This window comes from Shimia sp. R9_1, from assembly GCF_017743775.1.
Classification (GTDB): domain Bacteria; phylum Pseudomonadota; class Alphaproteobacteria; order Rhodobacterales; family Rhodobacteraceae; genus Shimia.
Genome location: NZ_JAGHRN010000002.1, coordinates 428,927 through 443,551, shown reverse-complemented (window position 1 = coordinate 443,551; position 14,625 = coordinate 428,927). Strand labels below are relative to the sequence as shown.

The window sequence follows — 14,625 nt, the reverse complement described above, 5'->3', positions numbered from 1 at the left end:
GTCCTTTATCAAAGGCGCAGCGGCCTCACATCCCCTCAACCGGGGTCAAACCGGCCGGATTTCCGTTGCCATCCAAGGTGATCGCCGCCACCTTTTCCTCAGCCTCTTTGAGCTTGGCCTCACAACGCGCCTTCAACGCCGCGCCACGCTCATAAAGGGCAATGGATTTCTCCAACTCCACGTCGCCGCGTTCCAGCTGGCCCACAACCTGCTCCAGCTCCCGCATGGCCGCTTCAAAGCTCATCTCTTCCACAGGCGTGTCACTCATCCGGCTCTCTCCATCAAAACGCTGACATGTGCGGCCACCGAGGCCGCAAGCGCGTTCAGATCATATCCCCCTTCCAAAGTCGAGACCACCCGACCTTCGGCATGTTGATCCACCACATCACAGAGCCGCTCTGTCAGCCAGGCAAAGTCGTCTTCCCGCCAATTAAGCTGCGCCAGAGGATCGTCGGCATGGGCATCAAAGCCTGCCGAAATGATCACCAGCTCGGGCTCAAACCGCGCCAGCGCGGGAAACACCTCCGCTTCATAAGTGGCGCGCATCAACCGTCCGTCGCTGTGTGGCGGCAGCGGCAGGTTCATCACATTGTTATGTCCGCCGGTCTCTTCCGGCATACCTGTGCCGGGCCAAAGCGGGTTCTGATGGCTGCCAACAAACAGGCTGCGGGACTCGTTCCACAACAGATCCTGCGTGCCATTGCCGTGGTGGACGTCAAAATCCACCACCGCAACACGGCTCAGCCCATGGCGCTCCAGCGCATGTTTCACCGCGATGGCCGCATTGCCAAACAGGCAAAACCCCATGGGTGTGGATGTCTCGGCATGATGCCCAGGGGGACGACAGGCCACAAAGGCATTACTCACCTCACCTGTAAGCACCGCATCCACCGCAGCAATACAGCCGCCAACCGCATGGCGCGCCGCTGCCAGCGACCCCGGCGACATATGCGTATCAGCGTCCAACGCTACAGTACCGTTTGCTGGGGCAGCCGCCGCAATGGCATCAAGATGTGTTTGGGGATGGCACAGCAGAATATCATCATCGCTGCAGGCAGGCGCGTCCCGACGATCCAGCGCCGCAAAACTCGGCCCCTTCAGCGCCGCCATGATGTGCTCAATCCGCGCCACCTGTTCCGGATGCCCGCTTGGCGTCACATGCCCCAATGAACTCTCGTGACCAAAAAGCGCTGTTGTCATCACTGCCCCCTTCCTCTTGCTCTAAATATCCCCGCCGGAGGCCTAAAATCTTATGCTCAAACGCCTCAATCTGGCGCCAGCATATAGCCCGCACCGCGCACCGTCTGCAGATAGCGAGGCTGCTTTGGATCTTCTTCAATCTTGCGCCGCAACCGGGTGATCTGCACATCCACCGCCCGCTCCTGCGCCTGACCTTTGTCGCGGCCAAGCTCTTCTACCAATGTGCTCCGGCTGATCGGCTCGCCCGGCGTTTTGGAGAAAATGCGCATCAATTGGCTTTCGGTGGCTGTCAGGCGCACGGGCTCCTCGCCCTGCCACATCTCCCCGCGATCAATGTCATAGCGGATGTCGCCCAGATGCAGCACCTTGGGCACCGTCGCCGCTTCATCGACCTCCGGCATGCGCCGCAAAATCGCGTTGATGCGCAGCAACAGCTCTTTGGGTTCAAACGGCTTGGCCAGATAATCATCCGCCCCTGCTTCCAGACCGGCGATCCGGTCTTCTGTCTCACCCTTCGCGGTCAACAGCAGCACAGGGGTTTCGGAGTCCTCGCGGATGCTACGCGTCAAGCTCACGCCATCTTCGCCCGGCATCATCACATCCAGCACAAGCAGATCAAAATCCAGCCCCGACAAAATGCGGCGCGCGTGATCTGCGTCCCGCGCGGCGGTCACCAGAAATCCGTGCCGCATCAAAAATTTACGCAGCAAGGTGCGGATGCGTTCATCGTCATCCACAATCAGCAAATGCGGGGCAATGTCATTCATGCTCTGGTTTCCTCATTGGCCCAATTATTGACCGGTCTCCCGCAACGACAAATACTGCCGACGCAGCTCGCCGTCCATCATCGACTCAAGCACACGGCGGAACCCCGCGACTGCCTCCGGTCCGGCATCGCGAAACGCGCTGCGCATGCGGGTGCGCTGAGAGTCCGACAGACGGTTCTCCAAGGCTACACCAGCCTCGGTTAAATAGAGGTTGCGCTCACGCCGGTCAGAGGTGCCCACCCGGCTTTCCACCAGCCCGTCCTCGATCAGGGTACGCAACACACGGTTGAGTGACTGTTTGGTCACTCCCAGCATCGCCAGCAGGTTGGTCACCGTGGTGCCCGGCGCGCGGTTGATGAAATGGATCGCCCGATGATGTGCCCGCCCGTAGGCCATGCTCTCCAGAATACGGTCCGGATCCGCGGTAAAACCACGATAGGCGAAATACATCGCCTCAATGCCCTGACGCAGCTGCTCGTCGGTGAGATAGAGCAAGCTTTCGCTGCGTATGCCCTCGCCCATGATACCTCCTGAGATCACAATTGACCGCTTTGCCCGTCACAATACGTCAGCTTTGTTGACACTCCAAGTCCTAACTGATAGCGAATCGCAGGATTTGCGCAACTTTATGACCGGATCGGCGATTTACGGCGCAACAAATGAAAACTGAGATGAGCTCTGAAAGGCGAAAGGAACGACCATGGCGGGTGCATATGACGATCGTGACGGCGTCATCTGGATGGATGGCGAATTTGTGGACTGGCGCGAGGCCAAGGTCCACGTCCTGAGCCACGCGCTGCATTACGCCAGCTCCGTGTTTGAGGGCGAGCGCGCCTACAACGGCAAAATCTTCAAAAGCCACGAACACAACCTGCGCCTGTTCAAAAGCGCTGAGGCGCTGGACATGCCGATGCCACTCTCCCTTGAGGAGCTGGAAGCGGCCAAGCTGGAAACCCTGAAGAAGTCCGGCCTGCAAGACGCCTATGTGCGCGTGGTTGTGTGGCGCGGCTCCGGTGACGACATGGGTGTCGCCTCTGCAGCCAACCCGGTGCGCGTGGCCATCGCGGTCTGGCCTTGGGGCGCTTACTACGGCGACGCCAAAATGCAGGGCGCCAAGCTCGACATCGCAGAGTGGAAACGCCCCAGCCCGGAAACCATTCCGGTACACGCCAAGGCCGCAGGTCTCTATATGATCTGCACCATCTCCAAGCACAAAGCCGAAGCCAAAGGCTGCTCTGACGCGCTCTTCATGGATTACCGCGGCTATGTGGCGGAGGCGACCGGCGCAAACATCTTCTTTGTGAAAGACGGCGAAGTGCACACACCGACGCCTGATTGCTTCCTCAACGGCATCACCCGTCAGACCGTGATCGGCATGCTGAAAGACAAAGGCATCAACGTGATCGAGCGTCACATCATGCCCGAAGAGCTGGCCGACTTTGAGCAGTGCTGGCTGACCGGCACCGCCGCCGAAGTGACCCCAGTGGGCCAGATTGGCGACTACACCTTTGAGGTGGGCGACATCACCCGCGACATCGCGGAATCCTACGAAAAGCTTGTTCGCTGCTGAGGCGAAACAATCTGCGAAATGATCAGGGGCCTGCGGGCCTCTGATTTGTTTTGGGCCTCTGCCTTGCCATCCCAGAGCCTCCGGTCCAGTGTTGCCGCACCTTACGTCAGCGTCGGACACCCCCATGAACCCTCTCAAAGGCATCGCCCTGAAAATCTGCGCCATCGCGCTGTTTTCCATCATGGCCGCGCTGATCAAAGCCACCGCCTCTGATGTCCCCGCTGGCCAAGCGGTGTTTTTCCGCTCCTTCTTTGCCCTCTTCGTGATTTTTGGCTGGCTGATCTACCGGGGCGAGATGCCTCAGGGCCTGCGCGTCAAAAACGGCATGGGCCATGTCTGGCGCGGGGTGATCGGCACCACCTCCATGGGGATGAACTTTGCTGCCCTTGGCCTTTTGCCGCTGCCCGAAGTCACCGCCATCGGCTTTGCCGCCCCGCTGCTCACAGTGATTTTTGCCGCCATGTTCCTGGGTGAAGAGGTCCGCGCTTTCCGACTGTCCGCGGTCGGTCTGGGCCTTGTGGGGGTGACCATCGTGCTCTGGCCCCGCATCACCATCTTTGACGAAAGCCAGGCCGCCACGCTGGCCACGTTGGGGGTCATGCTGGTGCTCGGCTCCGCCGCCTTCCGCGCGCTTGCCCAGATCCACATCCGCAAACTTGTGCAGACCGACCAGACCTCGGCGATTGTGTTTTACTTTTCGCTCACCGCGACCTGCCTGTCCCTGCTCACGCTGCCCTTTGGCTGGGTGATCCCCACATGGGAGCAGGCCATCATGCTTACGATTGCAGGCCTCATCGGCGGTTTTGCGCAAATCCTGCTCACCTCCTGCTACCGCTTTGCCCCCGCCTCCGTGGTGGCCCCGTTTGACTATGTTGCCATGCTGTTTGCTCTGCTCATCGGCTACGTCTGGTTTGCCGAAGTGCCTACACCGCAGATGCTGATTGGCGCGGCTGTGGTGATCCTTGCGGGCTTCCTGATCATCTGGCGGGAACGCCAGCTTGGCCTCAAGCGCGGCAAAGCACGCCCCGGCATCACACCGCAGGGATAACCAAGCCTATCGGCAAAACTGCCTTGGTAAGTTCCACGTCCAGTGGATCACCCAACGAACGGCCGCGGGCTCAGCTCCAGCTGTCTGGCAGCACGATGCCCAGCTCACTCGCCAAAACCGCCGCATAGCGGCGCATATTGGCGACACGCTCCTTTGCGATGGCTTTGCCTGCCTGGGTCAACATATCTTCCGGCAAACGGAACAGCTTCACCGGCCAATGATCCAGCGCAAAGGCGCCATCGTCCAAATCGCGCGATGTGGCAAATGGATCCTGCGGATCATAAAGCGGCGTGCCCAAGGCTCCGCTCACAGCAAAAGTGCGGGCAATCCCGATCATGCCCAGCGCATCCAGCCTGTCCGCATCCCGCAATATCCGGGCCTCTTTGGATTTGGGCGCAAGCCCGGCTGAAAAGCTATGCGCCGCAATCGCGTGCTGCGTGGCGGCAACCTGATGATTGTCAAACCCCAGTTCGCGCAGAACCGGCGCGGCGGCCGCAGCTGCCAAAGTGCTGGCCTTGGATCGGTTCGGGGCGTTTTTGGGCAGGTTCACCAGATCATGCAGATAAGCCGCACCCAGAAGGATTTTCAGATCCACTTCACCTTCGGAACGGGCCAGCCGCTGCGCGTTGGACCAAACACGATCCAGATGCGCCAGATCATGGCCGCTGTCCTGTGCCATGCGCTCTGCGGCGACGTCTCGCAGCGCCGTTCTCAGCTCCTGCAATTCCGTCCCGTCCAGCATCAGCCAATCTTACCCTGATTTTCTCCGACCTGACCACGATGGAGCAGCAGGTGATCCAGAATGACACAGGCCATCATCGCCTCGCCCACCGGCACCGCACGGATGCCCACACAGGGATCGTGCCGCCCTTTGGTGATCACTTCGGTCGGGCTGCCATCTTTGCGGATCGACTTGCGCGGGGTGAGGATAGAGCTTGTCGGCTTCACCGCAAAACGCACCACAACGTCCTGACCTGTGGAAATCCCACCCAGAATGCCGCCCGCATGGTTGGAGGAGAACACCGGCTGACCATCATTGCCCATAAAGATCTCGTCCGCATTTTCCGAACCTTTCAGCCCGGCGGCGGCCATGCCTTCACCGATCTCCACACCTTTGACGGCATTGATCGACATCATCGCTGCGGCCAGATCTGTGTCGAGCTTGCTGTAAATCGGCGCACCGATCCCGGCAGGCACATTGCGCGCCACCACCTCAATCACGCCGCCGACACTGTCGTGCTCCTTGCGCAGCGCCTGCAGATAATCTTCCCATTCCTGCGCCACATCGGCTGACTGCGGAATCCAGAAGTCATTGCGGTCAATCGCGTCCCACTGGAAATTCTCTCGGTCAATCTCAAGCACACCCATCTTGGTCATGTAGCCCTTGATCTCAAGATCGGGGGCCAGCGCCTTGATCGCTTCGCGCGCGATGCCACCAGCGGCCACGCGTGCTGCTGTCTCGCGCGCAGAGCTGCGCCCGCCGCCGCGGTAGTCGCGATTGCCGTATTTCAGATGATAGGTGATGTCGGCGTGGCCGGGGCGAAACGTCTGGCTGATCTCGCCATAATCGCGGCTGCGCTGATCGGTGTTCTCGATCATCAGCTGGATCGAGGTGCCTGTGGTCTTGCCCTCAAACACGCCCGACAGGATTTTCACCGCATCCGGCTCATTGCGCTGGGTGGTGTTCTTGTTCTGACCCGGGCGGCGCTTGTCCAGCCAATGCTGCAGCATCGCCTCATCCACAGGCACACCGGGAGGGCAGCCATCCACGGTCGCGCCCAGCGCAGGTCCATGGCTTTCGCCCCAGGTGGTGACGCGGAAAAGGTGTCCAAAGCTATTCATCGACATGCGCAGGCTCCTGTTTGTGGCACCTTTAAACAGAATGCGCGCTATGGGGAAGGAGACTCTCGCAACCCTATCCTAAAGAAAACACTGCACCTCGATCTGATACCCGTTCGGATCGGTGCAGAAAAAGCTGTAGATGCCAAAGCGCGCCATCTCTTCCGGTGCGCCCCGCAGGGCGACTTTGGCCGCTTTTAGGGTGGTATAGGCTCTATCCACGGCGGTGCGATCCTCCACCACAAGTGTGATCATGCTGCCTTCGGGCTGCACCACCCGATCCCCAAAAGCCTCGCACACACCAATGCGCGCACCGGGCGCTGTCTCAAAAATCATCGCGCTGCCCGCATCATGGGCAACCGGCAGCCCCAACGTGTCGCGATAGAACGTCACACAGGGCGCAAGCGCTTCGGCGTAAACCCAGGTGATCTGATACTGCACACCCTTCATTTCAGCCGCCCCACAATCCGCCCGATAAAGATCGCCACAAACATCGTGCCCACAATCGCCTGCAACCCGGTCAGCACCCGCGGCAGGCTCGCCGCTGGGGTCATCTCACCGTACCCCACCGTCGTCATCGTGATCATCGAGAAATAGACAAACGGCGCGCGCTCGCCCCCAACATCCCCCGGCAGGTTGAAAGACCCGGGATGCACCGCCTCGATCCGCCAGTAAATCACGCCCCACAACATCGCCATCAACAGATAGCCAAACACCCCGCTGGACAGCCGCTCATATTCGGAATGCACCGGCCCGATCAGCTGCCAGAAACTGGTGAGCATCGAGCCAAACAACAAAATCCCTGCCAGAATGGCCAGGCTGCCGTCCACTCTGACACCGGCAACCTCGTTTAGCACGATCAAAGCAATCCAGATCACCACCGGCACGCCCATAACAAAGCGCAAAACCGTGTTGCGCCCCGTGGCCCCGACAACGCCCAGAAACAACAGGCTCAGCCCCCAAAGCCCCGCAGTATCCGCCCAATGCACGCGGTCTTCAAACCCGTCCAGAAGGATCAGCGCCACCAGCAACGCCAGCAGGATCGACCATCGATGGGTCTCAACAAAGCCAGTCGGGGCCGGAATATGCGTCGTTTCACTCACCTGTCTGCCCTCAAATTCACGCCCCAAATGTCGGCGTTTCTTCACCCTAATCGCAACGTCCCGCGCAAGAAAAGCCGTTTGGCAAGCGCCACTGTGGGGTCCGCGCTCTCAAGCTCGTTACAACCCTGTGCCTCAGTCCTCTGCCAACTGTCTGGTTGCGACACAACCTCTGATGGGGTTACATCGAAAAAACCTACACACAATACAATAAGTTGAGACCGGCTGGATGGACTTTCGCGCAATAGGCATGGGGCTGCTGTTTGCCCTGATCTGGTCCTCAGCCTTCACCTCCGCCCGCATTATTGTCGCCGACGCGCCGCCGCTTGCGATTTCGTCTCTGCGGTTTGCACTGGCGGGCACAATCGGCGTGCTGATCGCCCGCGCGCTGGGGCAAAGTTGGAAGCTCACCCCCTCTCAATGGCGTGCAACCCTGATATTTGGCCTCTGCCAAAACGCGCTGTATCTGGGTCTGAATTTCACCGCCATGACCACGGTCGAAGCCTCGCTGGCCTCCATCATTGCCTCCACCATGCCGCTCATCGTGGCGCTGCTGGGGTGGTCGGTGCTGGGCGAGCGCCTGACACCTGTTGCCGCCATCGGGCTGATCGTCGGCTTTGGCGGCGTAATCCTGATCATGGCCGGCCGCCTGCAGCAGGGTGTGGATCTCTTTGGCGTGCTGCTCTGCGTCATCGCTGCGCTGGCCCTCGCGGTGGCCACGCTCACCGTGCGCAATGCCTCCGGTGGTGGCAATGTCCTGATGATCGTTGGCCTGCAGATGTTTGTCGGCTCCATAACGCTGTTTTTTTCATCGCTGATCTTTGAGACCTGGGCGTTCAACTGGAACCCCGTGATGATCACCGCCTTCGCCTACACCGTGCTTGTCCCCGGCCTGCTCGCCACCTGGATCTGGTTTGCGCTGGTGGGCCGCATCGGCGCCGTCAAAGCCTCTACCTTCCACTTTCTAAACCCGTTTTTCGGTGTCGCCATCGCCGCATTTGTGCTCGGTGAGCGGCTCCAGATGACCGACATCATCGGCGTGATCGTCATCTGCGCAGGCATCCTCGCGGTGCAACTCTCCAAACAGACGAAACAAATCCACACGACCACGTGATCACCTGTCAGACGGGTTTCACATGACAGAACAGCGCCACCTTGGCAAAAGGTGGCCATGGAATTTGTCTTTGCATATGCCGCAGGGCTGCTGACCCTGATCAACCCCTGTGTGGTGCCCGTGTTGCCGATTGTTCTGGCCACAGCCCTTCAAGCCTCCAAACATGGTCCCGCCGCGCTCGCCCTCGGGATGAGCATCAGCTTCGTGGTGCTGGGCATGCTCGTGACCACCTTTGGCTATGCCATCGGACTGACACCGGAAACCCTGTCTCAGGCCGGTGCGGTTCTGATGATCGTCTTCGGTGCCATCCTGCTGGTTCCGCGCTTCTCCATGGCGTTTTCCACCGCCACCGCCGGTGTCGCCGCCAAGGCAGACAGCGGCATGGACGCGGTGGACAATTCGACCCTGCGCGGCCAGTTCCTTGGTGGTCTGCTCTTGGGCGCGGTCTGGTCCCCCTGCATTGGCCCAACACTGGGCGGCGCCATTTCTCTGGCCAGCCAAGGGGAAAACCTTGGCTTTGCGGCACTGATCATGGTCGCTTTTGCCGCCGGTGTCTCCACGCTGATCTTGGGCCTTGGCTACGGCGCGCGCTCCACTATCGGCCGCCATCAGGCCACCATGCGCGCCATCGCCGCGAAATCCCGCCCGATCATGGGCGCCATCTTCCTTGCCACCGGCCTCGCGCTCTTCTTCAGCCTGCATCACGTGATCGAAGGCTGGCTGCTCAGCGTCATGCCGGCATGGCTCATCGACTTGTCTGTATCCGTTTAATCAAAGGAGTTTTCCATGCACCGCCGCACATTTCTGACCGCCGCAGCCGCGTCACTTCTGGCGCCTTTTGCCGCCCGCGCCGCCACCGACTACACCCCAGGCCTCGTGAAACAGCACCTCGCCAAAGGAGACATCGTCTTCCTTGATTTCTCCGCGACCTGGTGCGCCACATGCGCCACGCAAGAGCGCGTGGTCAACGAACTGATCGAAGAAAACCCGGCCTATGGCGAGACCATCACCTTCATCAAGGTCGACTGGGACACCTACCGCAAGGCGGAGCTGACCAAGAGCCTCAAGATCCCGCGCCGCTCCACATTGGTGGTGCTGAAAGGCGATCAGGAGCTGGGCCGCATCGTTGCAGGCACCTCCAAATCCCAGATCAAAGGCCTGCTGGACACCGCTCTCAGCGCCGCAAACGCCTGAGCTCACAAACGCCACGCCAGCCTCGGTCATCATGACGCTGGCGTGATCCCCCTTTTCATCACCTCCATATCTCCCATATTCCAAGGGAGAAAAGAGACACGCCGCTGCAAAGCTGCAGCGCGGGAAGGAGAGGCCAATGACCACCTACAAACGTGATATGGATGCCATTGCAGCCCTGAATGACGAACAATTCTGGGTCACACAGGAAAACGGGACAGAGCGCCCGGGCTCCGGCAAGCTTTTGTATAACAAAGAACCCGGCCTGTATGTGGATGTCGTGTCTGGCGAGCCGCTCTTTGTCAGCTCTGACAAATATGAAAGCGGCTGCGGCTGGCCCAGCTTCACCAAACCGGTGGAAGCGGCCTTTGTCACCGAACATCACGACGCCACCCACGGCATGATCCGCACCGAAGTGCGCTCCAAGCACGGCGACAGCCATCTGGGCCATGTGTTTCCTGACGGCCCCCGCGACCGTGGCGGGCTGCGCTACTGCATCAACTCCGCCTCTTTGCGTTTCGTGCATCGCGACGATATGGAGGCAGAGGGCTATGGCGCCTATCTCGACCAAGTAAAGGAGATCGACCAATGAGCGAACGCGCAGTACTGGCAGGCGGCTGCTTCTGGGGCATGGAAGACCTGATCCGCAAGATGGATGGGGTTCTGGCGACCCGCGTGGGCTACACCGGCGGCGATGTCCCCAATGCGACCTACAAGAACCACGGCACCCATGCCGAGGCCATCGAAATCACCTTTGATCCGGCCAAAACCTCTTTCCGCAAGCTTCTGGAGTTCTTCTTTCAGATCCATGATCCGACCACGGTGAACCGTCAGGGCAATGACATCGGCACCTCCTACCGCTCCGCCATCTTCTATGTGGATGACGCGCAGAAAGAGATGGCGATTGACACCATCAAGGACGTCGAAGCCTCCGGTCTCTGGCCAGGCAAAGTCGTCACCGAAGTCACCGCCGTCAGCGACTTCTGGGAAGCCGAAGAGTATCACCAGGACTATCTGGAGAAAAACAAAGGCGGCTACACCTGCCACTTCGCCCGCCCCGACTGGGTCCTGCCCAAACGCGCAGGGTAATCCTGAACGCCCCAGCCAATGCGCTGGAGCTTTTTGTTGAGAGCATAGTCGTAAAAATTCAAGTCATACGGGCGGCGAAGCCGACCAGCCCCCGACCCCCACCCAGGGTCGGGGGCCGGTCTAAGTGAGGCGCCACAGTTGTTGCAGGTTTTCTGGACGATGCTCTGAAATGAAATAATCTAATTCCAATTTATTTTTTGCAGAAAGAAATCTGGCTCAATTGGGATTCTTCTCTAAAACCACCGCCCCTGCGCGCTCAGATAGACCCGTGCGCTATCTCCAGCCGCAAAATCCGTCAGCCCACTGATCCGGTGCAGCGCCGCCCGCGCAGAACTTGCGCCCACCGCTTCCATCCACACGGCACCGACCTCGCTCGCAACCGGTGTCGCATTGGCGGCCAGATCATCCCCATCCAGCGTCGCTGTCACCACAGGTGGCGCGGCAAAACTGGCCGGATAGCTCCAGTCAGCGGCCAGCCGATGCACCGCGTCAAAATCCAGATCCAGCGTCTGCGTACAGATCATCGTCCCATCCGCCCATTTGGTGAAAGCCCCATTGGCACCGCTCCCCTGCTCGATCACCGCCCCCGTGGGCACGCCACCGCTTTCTGACACGCTGCCCACCAGCGACCCACTGTCCCAAAGCCGCTGCCACGCGCCCCAAACACCACCATCAAGCCGCCGCAGAAAAAGCGCCCCACCGCTCTGATCACACAACATCTGAAACCCGCCATCGGATTCTGATTTCGCCACAAAGACCGCATGCCGCCCGCTCAACCCTGTCGGCACATTGGCTGCCGTGCCAGCATTAACAGAGACTATTCCACCTGAAATCGCTGCATCCAGATCCGTCACCTCCGGTGCTGCGCTGCTTCCAAGCCCAAAGCCACCCACCGTCAGAAGCCGTCCCACAGTGGCATCCAGCGCATCCGCCTGCACCGCACTCCCACTCAAATGCCCCGTCGCCGCCGCAACCTTGAGCGCTGTCGTCCAATTGCTCCCATCCGGCGAGACTTTGATCGACCAATCGTTCTCCCCCGCCAGTCCCATCTCAGCATGGCCCGTCCAATTGGATTGAAACAACAGCGAAGCTGTGTCGCCAGCGGATGCCTTGTTCAGCTTCAGCTGATGCCCTGCCCCGTCATGCGAAAACAACGTCGCCTCTGCTGCTACCGACAGCCGGTTCACCGCATCCGGCGTTGCCCCCAGCCCCAGCTGGTCAAAGGACAGCCCGGCCCACTGCCCGCCACGATAGATCCGCAACGCCTGCTCCGCCTCGCCAAAGGCCCGCCAGCCCTCTTGCGGGGCCAGATACAGCCAGCCGCCATTGGCCCAGACCGCGAGCATCCCGTCCTGCCCTGCCCAATCCCCATTTGCGCCTGCCCCAAGCGCATAGCGCTCCCCTTCCACCGGATTGGCAGGCGGCTCCACCGCATCAAAAGCCTTCACCGACAGCCCGACCAACGCATCTAACTGCTCTATCGCCTCATTGTGGGTGACATGCTTCTGCGCCTGCGACGGCTGAATATAGGGCATATCGAGGTTCGGGGATCTCTGGAGCATCGCGCGGTCCTTCACAGGCAGTTATGGCCAAAACTGCCCAAACCCTGCGCAAAAGAGATCAACACTTCCTGACACCACCGCGCGCTGGTGTTCCAGACAAAGAAAAACCCCGCACACCTCCAGATGTACGGGGCACTCGTTTTTGAGGTCAGCTCACCTTACAGCGCGCCGTTAAACCGATCCCGTGCCGCGCGGCCATTGTCGCTGTTTTCAAAGCACACATGCAGGCTGTGATCCTCCAACACCACCTCATGGAACGCCAATGCGCCCGCGTGGCTTGCCAGATTCGCCTCGGTCGCCACAAGATGCTCAAACACGTTGCGGTCAATCACCGCCGCATCAATCCGGCCTGCCGCCACTTTGCTGACGTTGCTCGCATCCGTCGGCCCCGCATCCACAGTCAGCGCCCCCTCAGCCGCCATCGCATCAAACGTGGCCTCATTCACATAGCCCTGCACCACGCCAATCCTATAGGCTTTCAGATCGTCATGGCTGGCCCAGTCAAACCCGCCGTCGGTGCGATAGATAAATCCCACAGGGCTGGTGCCAAAAGACGCCGAATAGAGGCACCGGTCCCCGCCCGCATCCGCATCAGAGCCCGCGTCATAATATTCCGGATACACACCGACCCAGGCAGGGTCCTTCGCCGCCAGATTCACCGCACGGTTCCAGGGAAACACCTGCACGGTGGCCTCATCCCCCGCCGCTGCAAAGGCGCCAACCACCGCCTCAGTGCTCGCCCCGCTGCCATCCGCCATCACATAAGGCGGCCACTCCAATGTGGTCAGTTTCAAGGCTTCCGCGTGAACCGCAGGCGCCGCAAAAGCAGCAACCGCCAACGAGAATACCAATTTCGAAGCGCGCATCGGCGTTCCTTTCCTCTTGGGTCTAATCATTGGCGCCACCGAACCACGATTTTTCTAAGAGAAAGTTACCCGCATCAATCTCCCATAAGGTGATCCAAGAGCAGCGCACGCCGAAACGCACCGGCAATAAAAATCGCACATCTTCTGAGCGTTCCGGCCCTTCAATGCCCCCTCAACACCTCACCCCGCTTGCAGCTGCGCCAGCGCCCAGCGCGCCGCATCCGCAACGGTCTCATCTGCGTCCTGCGCCAGCGGAGCGATCACCGGACAAAACGCGGCATCCCCCGAATTGCCAATGGCGTAGAGCACATTGCGCACAAAGCGGTCCCGCCCGATCCGCTTGATGGGAGAGCCTGAGAAAAACGCCCGAAACTCCTGATCCTGCAACTGCACCAACTCTGCCAGTTTCGGTGCCACCAATTCGTCGCGCGCGTGGTATTTCATCTCCCGCGCATCCTGGGCAAATTTGTTCCACGGGCAGGCCGCCAAACAGTCGTCACATCCGTAAATCCGGTTGCCCAAAAGCGGGCGCAGCGCCTCATCCACCGGCCCGTGGGACTCAATGGTCAGATAAGAAATACAACGCCGCGCATCGATCTGATGCGGCGCGGGAAAGGCATTGGTCGGACACGCATCCAGACAGGCCCGGCAGGATCCACAATGATCAATTTCAGCCTTATCCGTCTCTAATGCGGCGGTTGTGAATACCGAGCCGATAAAGAACCACGAGCCCAGATCGCGGCTCACCAGATTGGTGTGCTTGCCCTGCCAGCCAAGTCCCGCCGCCTGCCCCAGCGGCTTCTCCGGCACCGGGGCCGTGTCCACAAAAACCTTCACTTCCGTCTCAGGCCCGGCTTCTGCAATCAGCCACCTTGCCAAGCGCTTCAGCCGCTTTTTGACCGTGTCGTGATAATCTTTGTTCTGCGCGTAAACCGAGATCGCCGCCCGGTCAGCCTGCCCATGCACGGCGGTCGGATCATGTTTGGGCGTATAGCTCTCCCCCAGCATGATCACAGAGCGCGCCTCAGGCCAGAGCACGCTGGGGTCACTGCGCCAATGGGTGCGCTCAGCCAGCCAGCCCATTTGCCCGTGATAGCCCTTGTCCAGAAACTTCGCGAGATCCGCGCCCACATGGCCCACCGCATCCGGGCGGCACACCCGCGCCAGATCAAAGCCCATTGCCTGCGCTTCGGCCTTCATCCGGTCTGTCAGCTCATGGGACATGTCAGCGCGGCTTTCTCATTCGCCAAATATCCTCGGGGGTGAGGCCGTCAGGCCG

The 14,625-nt window shown here is 60.2% G+C and carries 18 protein-coding genes; 7 read left to right on the top strand and 11 right to left on the bottom strand.

Annotation, left to right across the window (positions count from 1 at the left end; genetic code table 11):
* Nucleotides 1–25: 25 nt before the first annotated feature.
* From J7399_RS08515 to J7399_RS08500, 4 genes are all read right to left on the bottom strand, one after another.
* The gene (locus tag J7399_RS08515; protein WP_168590799.1) at nt 26–268 is read right to left on the bottom strand and encodes an exodeoxyribonuclease VII small subunit; all 243 of its coding nucleotides are present in this window, start codon (nt 266–268) and stop codon (nt 26–28) included.
* Nucleotides 265–1,200, bottom strand: coding sequence for a histone deacetylase family protein (locus J7399_RS08510; RefSeq protein ID WP_209085283.1), 936 nt, complete (start codon nt 1,198–1,200; stop codon nt 265–267). Before J7399_RS08510 ends, J7399_RS08515 begins: the two co-directional genes overlap by 4 nt.
* A 65-nt stretch (nt 1,201–1,265) precedes the next feature.
* Nucleotides 1,266–1,967: a response regulator gene (locus tag J7399_RS08505; protein ID WP_209058473.1), complete on the bottom strand. Its 702-nt coding sequence runs from the start codon at nt 1,965–1,967 to the stop codon at nt 1,266–1,268.
* A 24-nt stretch (nt 1,968–1,991) separates the two neighbouring features.
* Nucleotides 1,992–2,489 (bottom strand): MarR family transcriptional regulator, encoded by a 498-nt coding sequence (locus tag J7399_RS08500; protein ID WP_209058472.1) that lies wholly within the window; start codon nt 2,487–2,489, stop codon nt 1,992–1,994.
* Nucleotides 2,490–2,667: 178 nt separating this feature from the next.
* On the opposite strand from J7399_RS08500, the gene J7399_RS08495 reads away from it, so the two are divergent.
* Nucleotides 2,668–3,537: a branched-chain amino acid aminotransferase gene (locus J7399_RS08495; RefSeq protein WP_209085281.1), complete on the top strand. Its 870-nt coding sequence runs from the start codon at nt 2,668–2,670 to the stop codon at nt 3,535–3,537.
* Nucleotides 3,538–3,661: 124 nt separating this feature from the next.
* Nucleotides 3,662–4,585 (top strand): DMT family transporter, encoded by a 924-nt coding sequence (locus tag J7399_RS08490; protein ID WP_209076532.1) that lies wholly within the window; start codon nt 3,662–3,664, stop codon nt 4,583–4,585.
* 70 nt (nt 4,586–4,655) lie between these two features.
* Here the strand turns inward: J7399_RS08490 and J7399_RS08485 are convergent, their stop codons facing one another.
* The 4 genes from J7399_RS08485 to J7399_RS21185 form a co-directional block, all read right to left on the bottom strand.
* Nucleotides 4,656–5,327, bottom strand: a complete 672-nt coding sequence (locus tag J7399_RS08485; protein ID WP_209058464.1) for an HD domain-containing protein — start codon at nt 5,325–5,327, stop codon at nt 4,656–4,658.
* Nucleotides 5,327–6,433, bottom strand: a complete 1,107-nt coding sequence (aroC, locus tag J7399_RS08480; RefSeq protein WP_209085278.1) for a chorismate synthase — start codon at nt 6,431–6,433, stop codon at nt 5,327–5,329. The genes J7399_RS08485 and aroC overlap by 1 nt, the downstream gene beginning before the upstream one ends.
* Before the next feature lie 72 nt (nt 6,434–6,505).
* Nucleotides 6,506–6,874 (bottom strand): VOC family protein, encoded by a 369-nt coding sequence (locus J7399_RS08475; RefSeq protein WP_209085275.1) that lies wholly within the window; start codon nt 6,872–6,874, stop codon nt 6,506–6,508.
* Nucleotides 6,871–7,527: a potassium channel family protein gene (locus J7399_RS21185; RefSeq protein WP_209085273.1), complete on the bottom strand. Its 657-nt coding sequence runs from the start codon at nt 7,525–7,527 to the stop codon at nt 6,871–6,873. The genes J7399_RS08475 and J7399_RS21185 overlap by 4 nt, the downstream gene beginning before the upstream one ends.
* Before the next feature lie 226 nt (nt 7,528–7,753).
* On the opposite strand from J7399_RS21185, the gene J7399_RS08465 reads away from it, so the two are divergent.
* The 5 genes from J7399_RS08465 (at nt 7,754) to msrA (ending at nt 10,918) form a co-directional block, all read left to right on the top strand.
* Nucleotides 7,754–8,638: a DMT family transporter gene (locus tag J7399_RS08465; RefSeq protein WP_209085271.1), complete on the top strand. Its 885-nt coding sequence runs from the start codon at nt 7,754–7,756 to the stop codon at nt 8,636–8,638.
* A gap of 57 nt (nt 8,639–8,695) precedes the next feature.
* Nucleotides 8,696–9,409, top strand: coding sequence for a cytochrome c biogenesis CcdA family protein (locus J7399_RS08460; RefSeq protein WP_209076521.1), 714 nt, complete (start codon nt 8,696–8,698; stop codon nt 9,407–9,409).
* 15 nt (nt 9,410–9,424) lie between these two features.
* Complete coding sequence (locus J7399_RS08455) at nt 9,425–9,832, top strand: thioredoxin family protein (RefSeq protein ID WP_209076519.1); 408 nt, start codon at nt 9,425–9,427, stop codon at nt 9,830–9,832.
* Nucleotides 9,833–9,968: 136 nt separating this feature from the next.
* Entirely contained in the window at nt 9,969–10,421 is a 453-nt protein-coding gene (gene msrB / locus J7399_RS08450; protein ID WP_209076517.1) for a peptide-methionine (R)-S-oxide reductase MsrB, read from the top strand.
* Nucleotides 10,418–10,918, top strand: a complete 501-nt coding sequence (gene msrA, locus J7399_RS08445) for a peptide-methionine (S)-S-oxide reductase MsrA (RefSeq protein WP_209076515.1) — start codon at nt 10,418–10,420, stop codon at nt 10,916–10,918. Before msrB ends, msrA begins: the two co-directional genes overlap by 4 nt.
* Nucleotides 10,919–11,151: 233 nt before the next feature.
* On the opposite strand, the gene J7399_RS08440 is transcribed toward msrA, so the two are convergent.
* The 3 genes from J7399_RS08440 to queG form a co-directional block, all read right to left on the bottom strand.
* Entirely contained in the window at nt 11,152–12,480 is a 1,329-nt protein-coding gene (locus J7399_RS08440; RefSeq protein WP_209085270.1) for a DUF2793 domain-containing protein, read from the bottom strand.
* Between the two features lie 158 nt (nt 12,481–12,638).
* Nucleotides 12,639–13,346 (bottom strand): transporter substrate-binding domain-containing protein, encoded by a 708-nt coding sequence (locus J7399_RS08435; protein ID WP_209085269.1) that lies wholly within the window; start codon nt 13,344–13,346, stop codon nt 12,639–12,641.
* A 180-nt stretch (nt 13,347–13,526) separates the two neighbouring features.
* Nucleotides 13,527–14,570 carry a tRNA epoxyqueuosine(34) reductase QueG gene (gene queG, locus J7399_RS08430; protein WP_209085267.1) on the bottom strand — a complete coding sequence of 348 codons (1,044 nt, stop codon included), beginning with the start codon at nt 14,568–14,570 and terminating at the stop codon, nt 13,527–13,529.
* Between the last annotated feature and the right edge of the window lie 55 nt (nt 14,571–14,625).

What these genes read in the sequence shown, in the direction of transcription:
- J7399_RS08510 (WP_209085283.1), bottom strand. Translation starts at nt 1,200, where the DNA reads ATGACAACAGCGCTTTTTGGTCACGAGAGTTCATTGGGGCATGTGACG.
- J7399_RS08455 (WP_209076519.1), top strand. Translation starts at nt 9,425, where the DNA reads ATGCACCGCCGCACATTTCTGACCGCCGCAGCCGCGTCACTTCTGGCG.
- J7399_RS08495 (WP_209085281.1), top strand. Translation starts at nt 2,668, where the DNA reads ATGGCGGGTGCATATGACGATCGTGACGGCGTCATCTGGATGGATGGC.
- J7399_RS08440 (WP_209085270.1), bottom strand. Translation starts at nt 12,480, where the DNA reads ATGCTCCAGAGATCCCCGAACCTCGATATGCCCTATATTCAGCCGTCG.
- J7399_RS08500 (WP_209058472.1), bottom strand. Translation starts at nt 2,489, where the DNA reads ATGGGCGAGGGCATACGCAGCGAAAGCTTGCTCTATCTCACCGACGAG.
- J7399_RS08465 (WP_209085271.1), top strand. Translation starts at nt 7,754, where the DNA reads ATGGACTTTCGCGCAATAGGCATGGGGCTGCTGTTTGCCCTGATCTGG.
- J7399_RS08435 (WP_209085269.1), bottom strand. Translation starts at nt 13,346, where the DNA reads ATGCGCGCTTCGAAATTGGTATTCTCGTTGGCGGTTGCTGCTTTTGCG.
- J7399_RS08505 (WP_209058473.1), bottom strand. Translation starts at nt 1,967, where the DNA reads ATGAATGACATTGCCCCGCATTTGCTGATTGTGGATGACGATGAACGC.
- aroC (WP_209085278.1), bottom strand. Translation starts at nt 6,433, where the DNA reads ATGTCGATGAATAGCTTTGGACACCTTTTCCGCGTCACCACCTGGGGC.
- J7399_RS08475 (WP_209085275.1), bottom strand. Translation starts at nt 6,874, where the DNA reads ATGAAGGGTGTGCAGTATCAGATCACCTGGGTTTACGCCGAAGCGCTT.
- J7399_RS08460 (WP_209076521.1), top strand. Translation starts at nt 8,696, where the DNA reads ATGGAATTTGTCTTTGCATATGCCGCAGGGCTGCTGACCCTGATCAAC.
- msrB (WP_209076517.1), top strand. Translation starts at nt 9,969, where the DNA reads ATGACCACCTACAAACGTGATATGGATGCCATTGCAGCCCTGAATGAC.
- J7399_RS08485 (WP_209058464.1), bottom strand. Translation starts at nt 5,327, where the DNA reads ATGCTGGACGGGACGGAATTGCAGGAGCTGAGAACGGCGCTGCGAGAC.
- msrA (WP_209076515.1), top strand. Translation starts at nt 10,418, where the DNA reads ATGAGCGAACGCGCAGTACTGGCAGGCGGCTGCTTCTGGGGCATGGAA.
- J7399_RS08490 (WP_209076532.1), top strand. Translation starts at nt 3,662, where the DNA reads ATGAACCCTCTCAAAGGCATCGCCCTGAAAATCTGCGCCATCGCGCTG.
- J7399_RS08515 (WP_168590799.1), bottom strand. Translation starts at nt 268, where the DNA reads ATGAGTGACACGCCTGTGGAAGAGATGAGCTTTGAAGCGGCCATGCGG.
- queG (WP_209085267.1), bottom strand. Translation starts at nt 14,570, where the DNA reads ATGTCCCATGAGCTGACAGACCGGATGAAGGCCGAAGCGCAGGCAATG.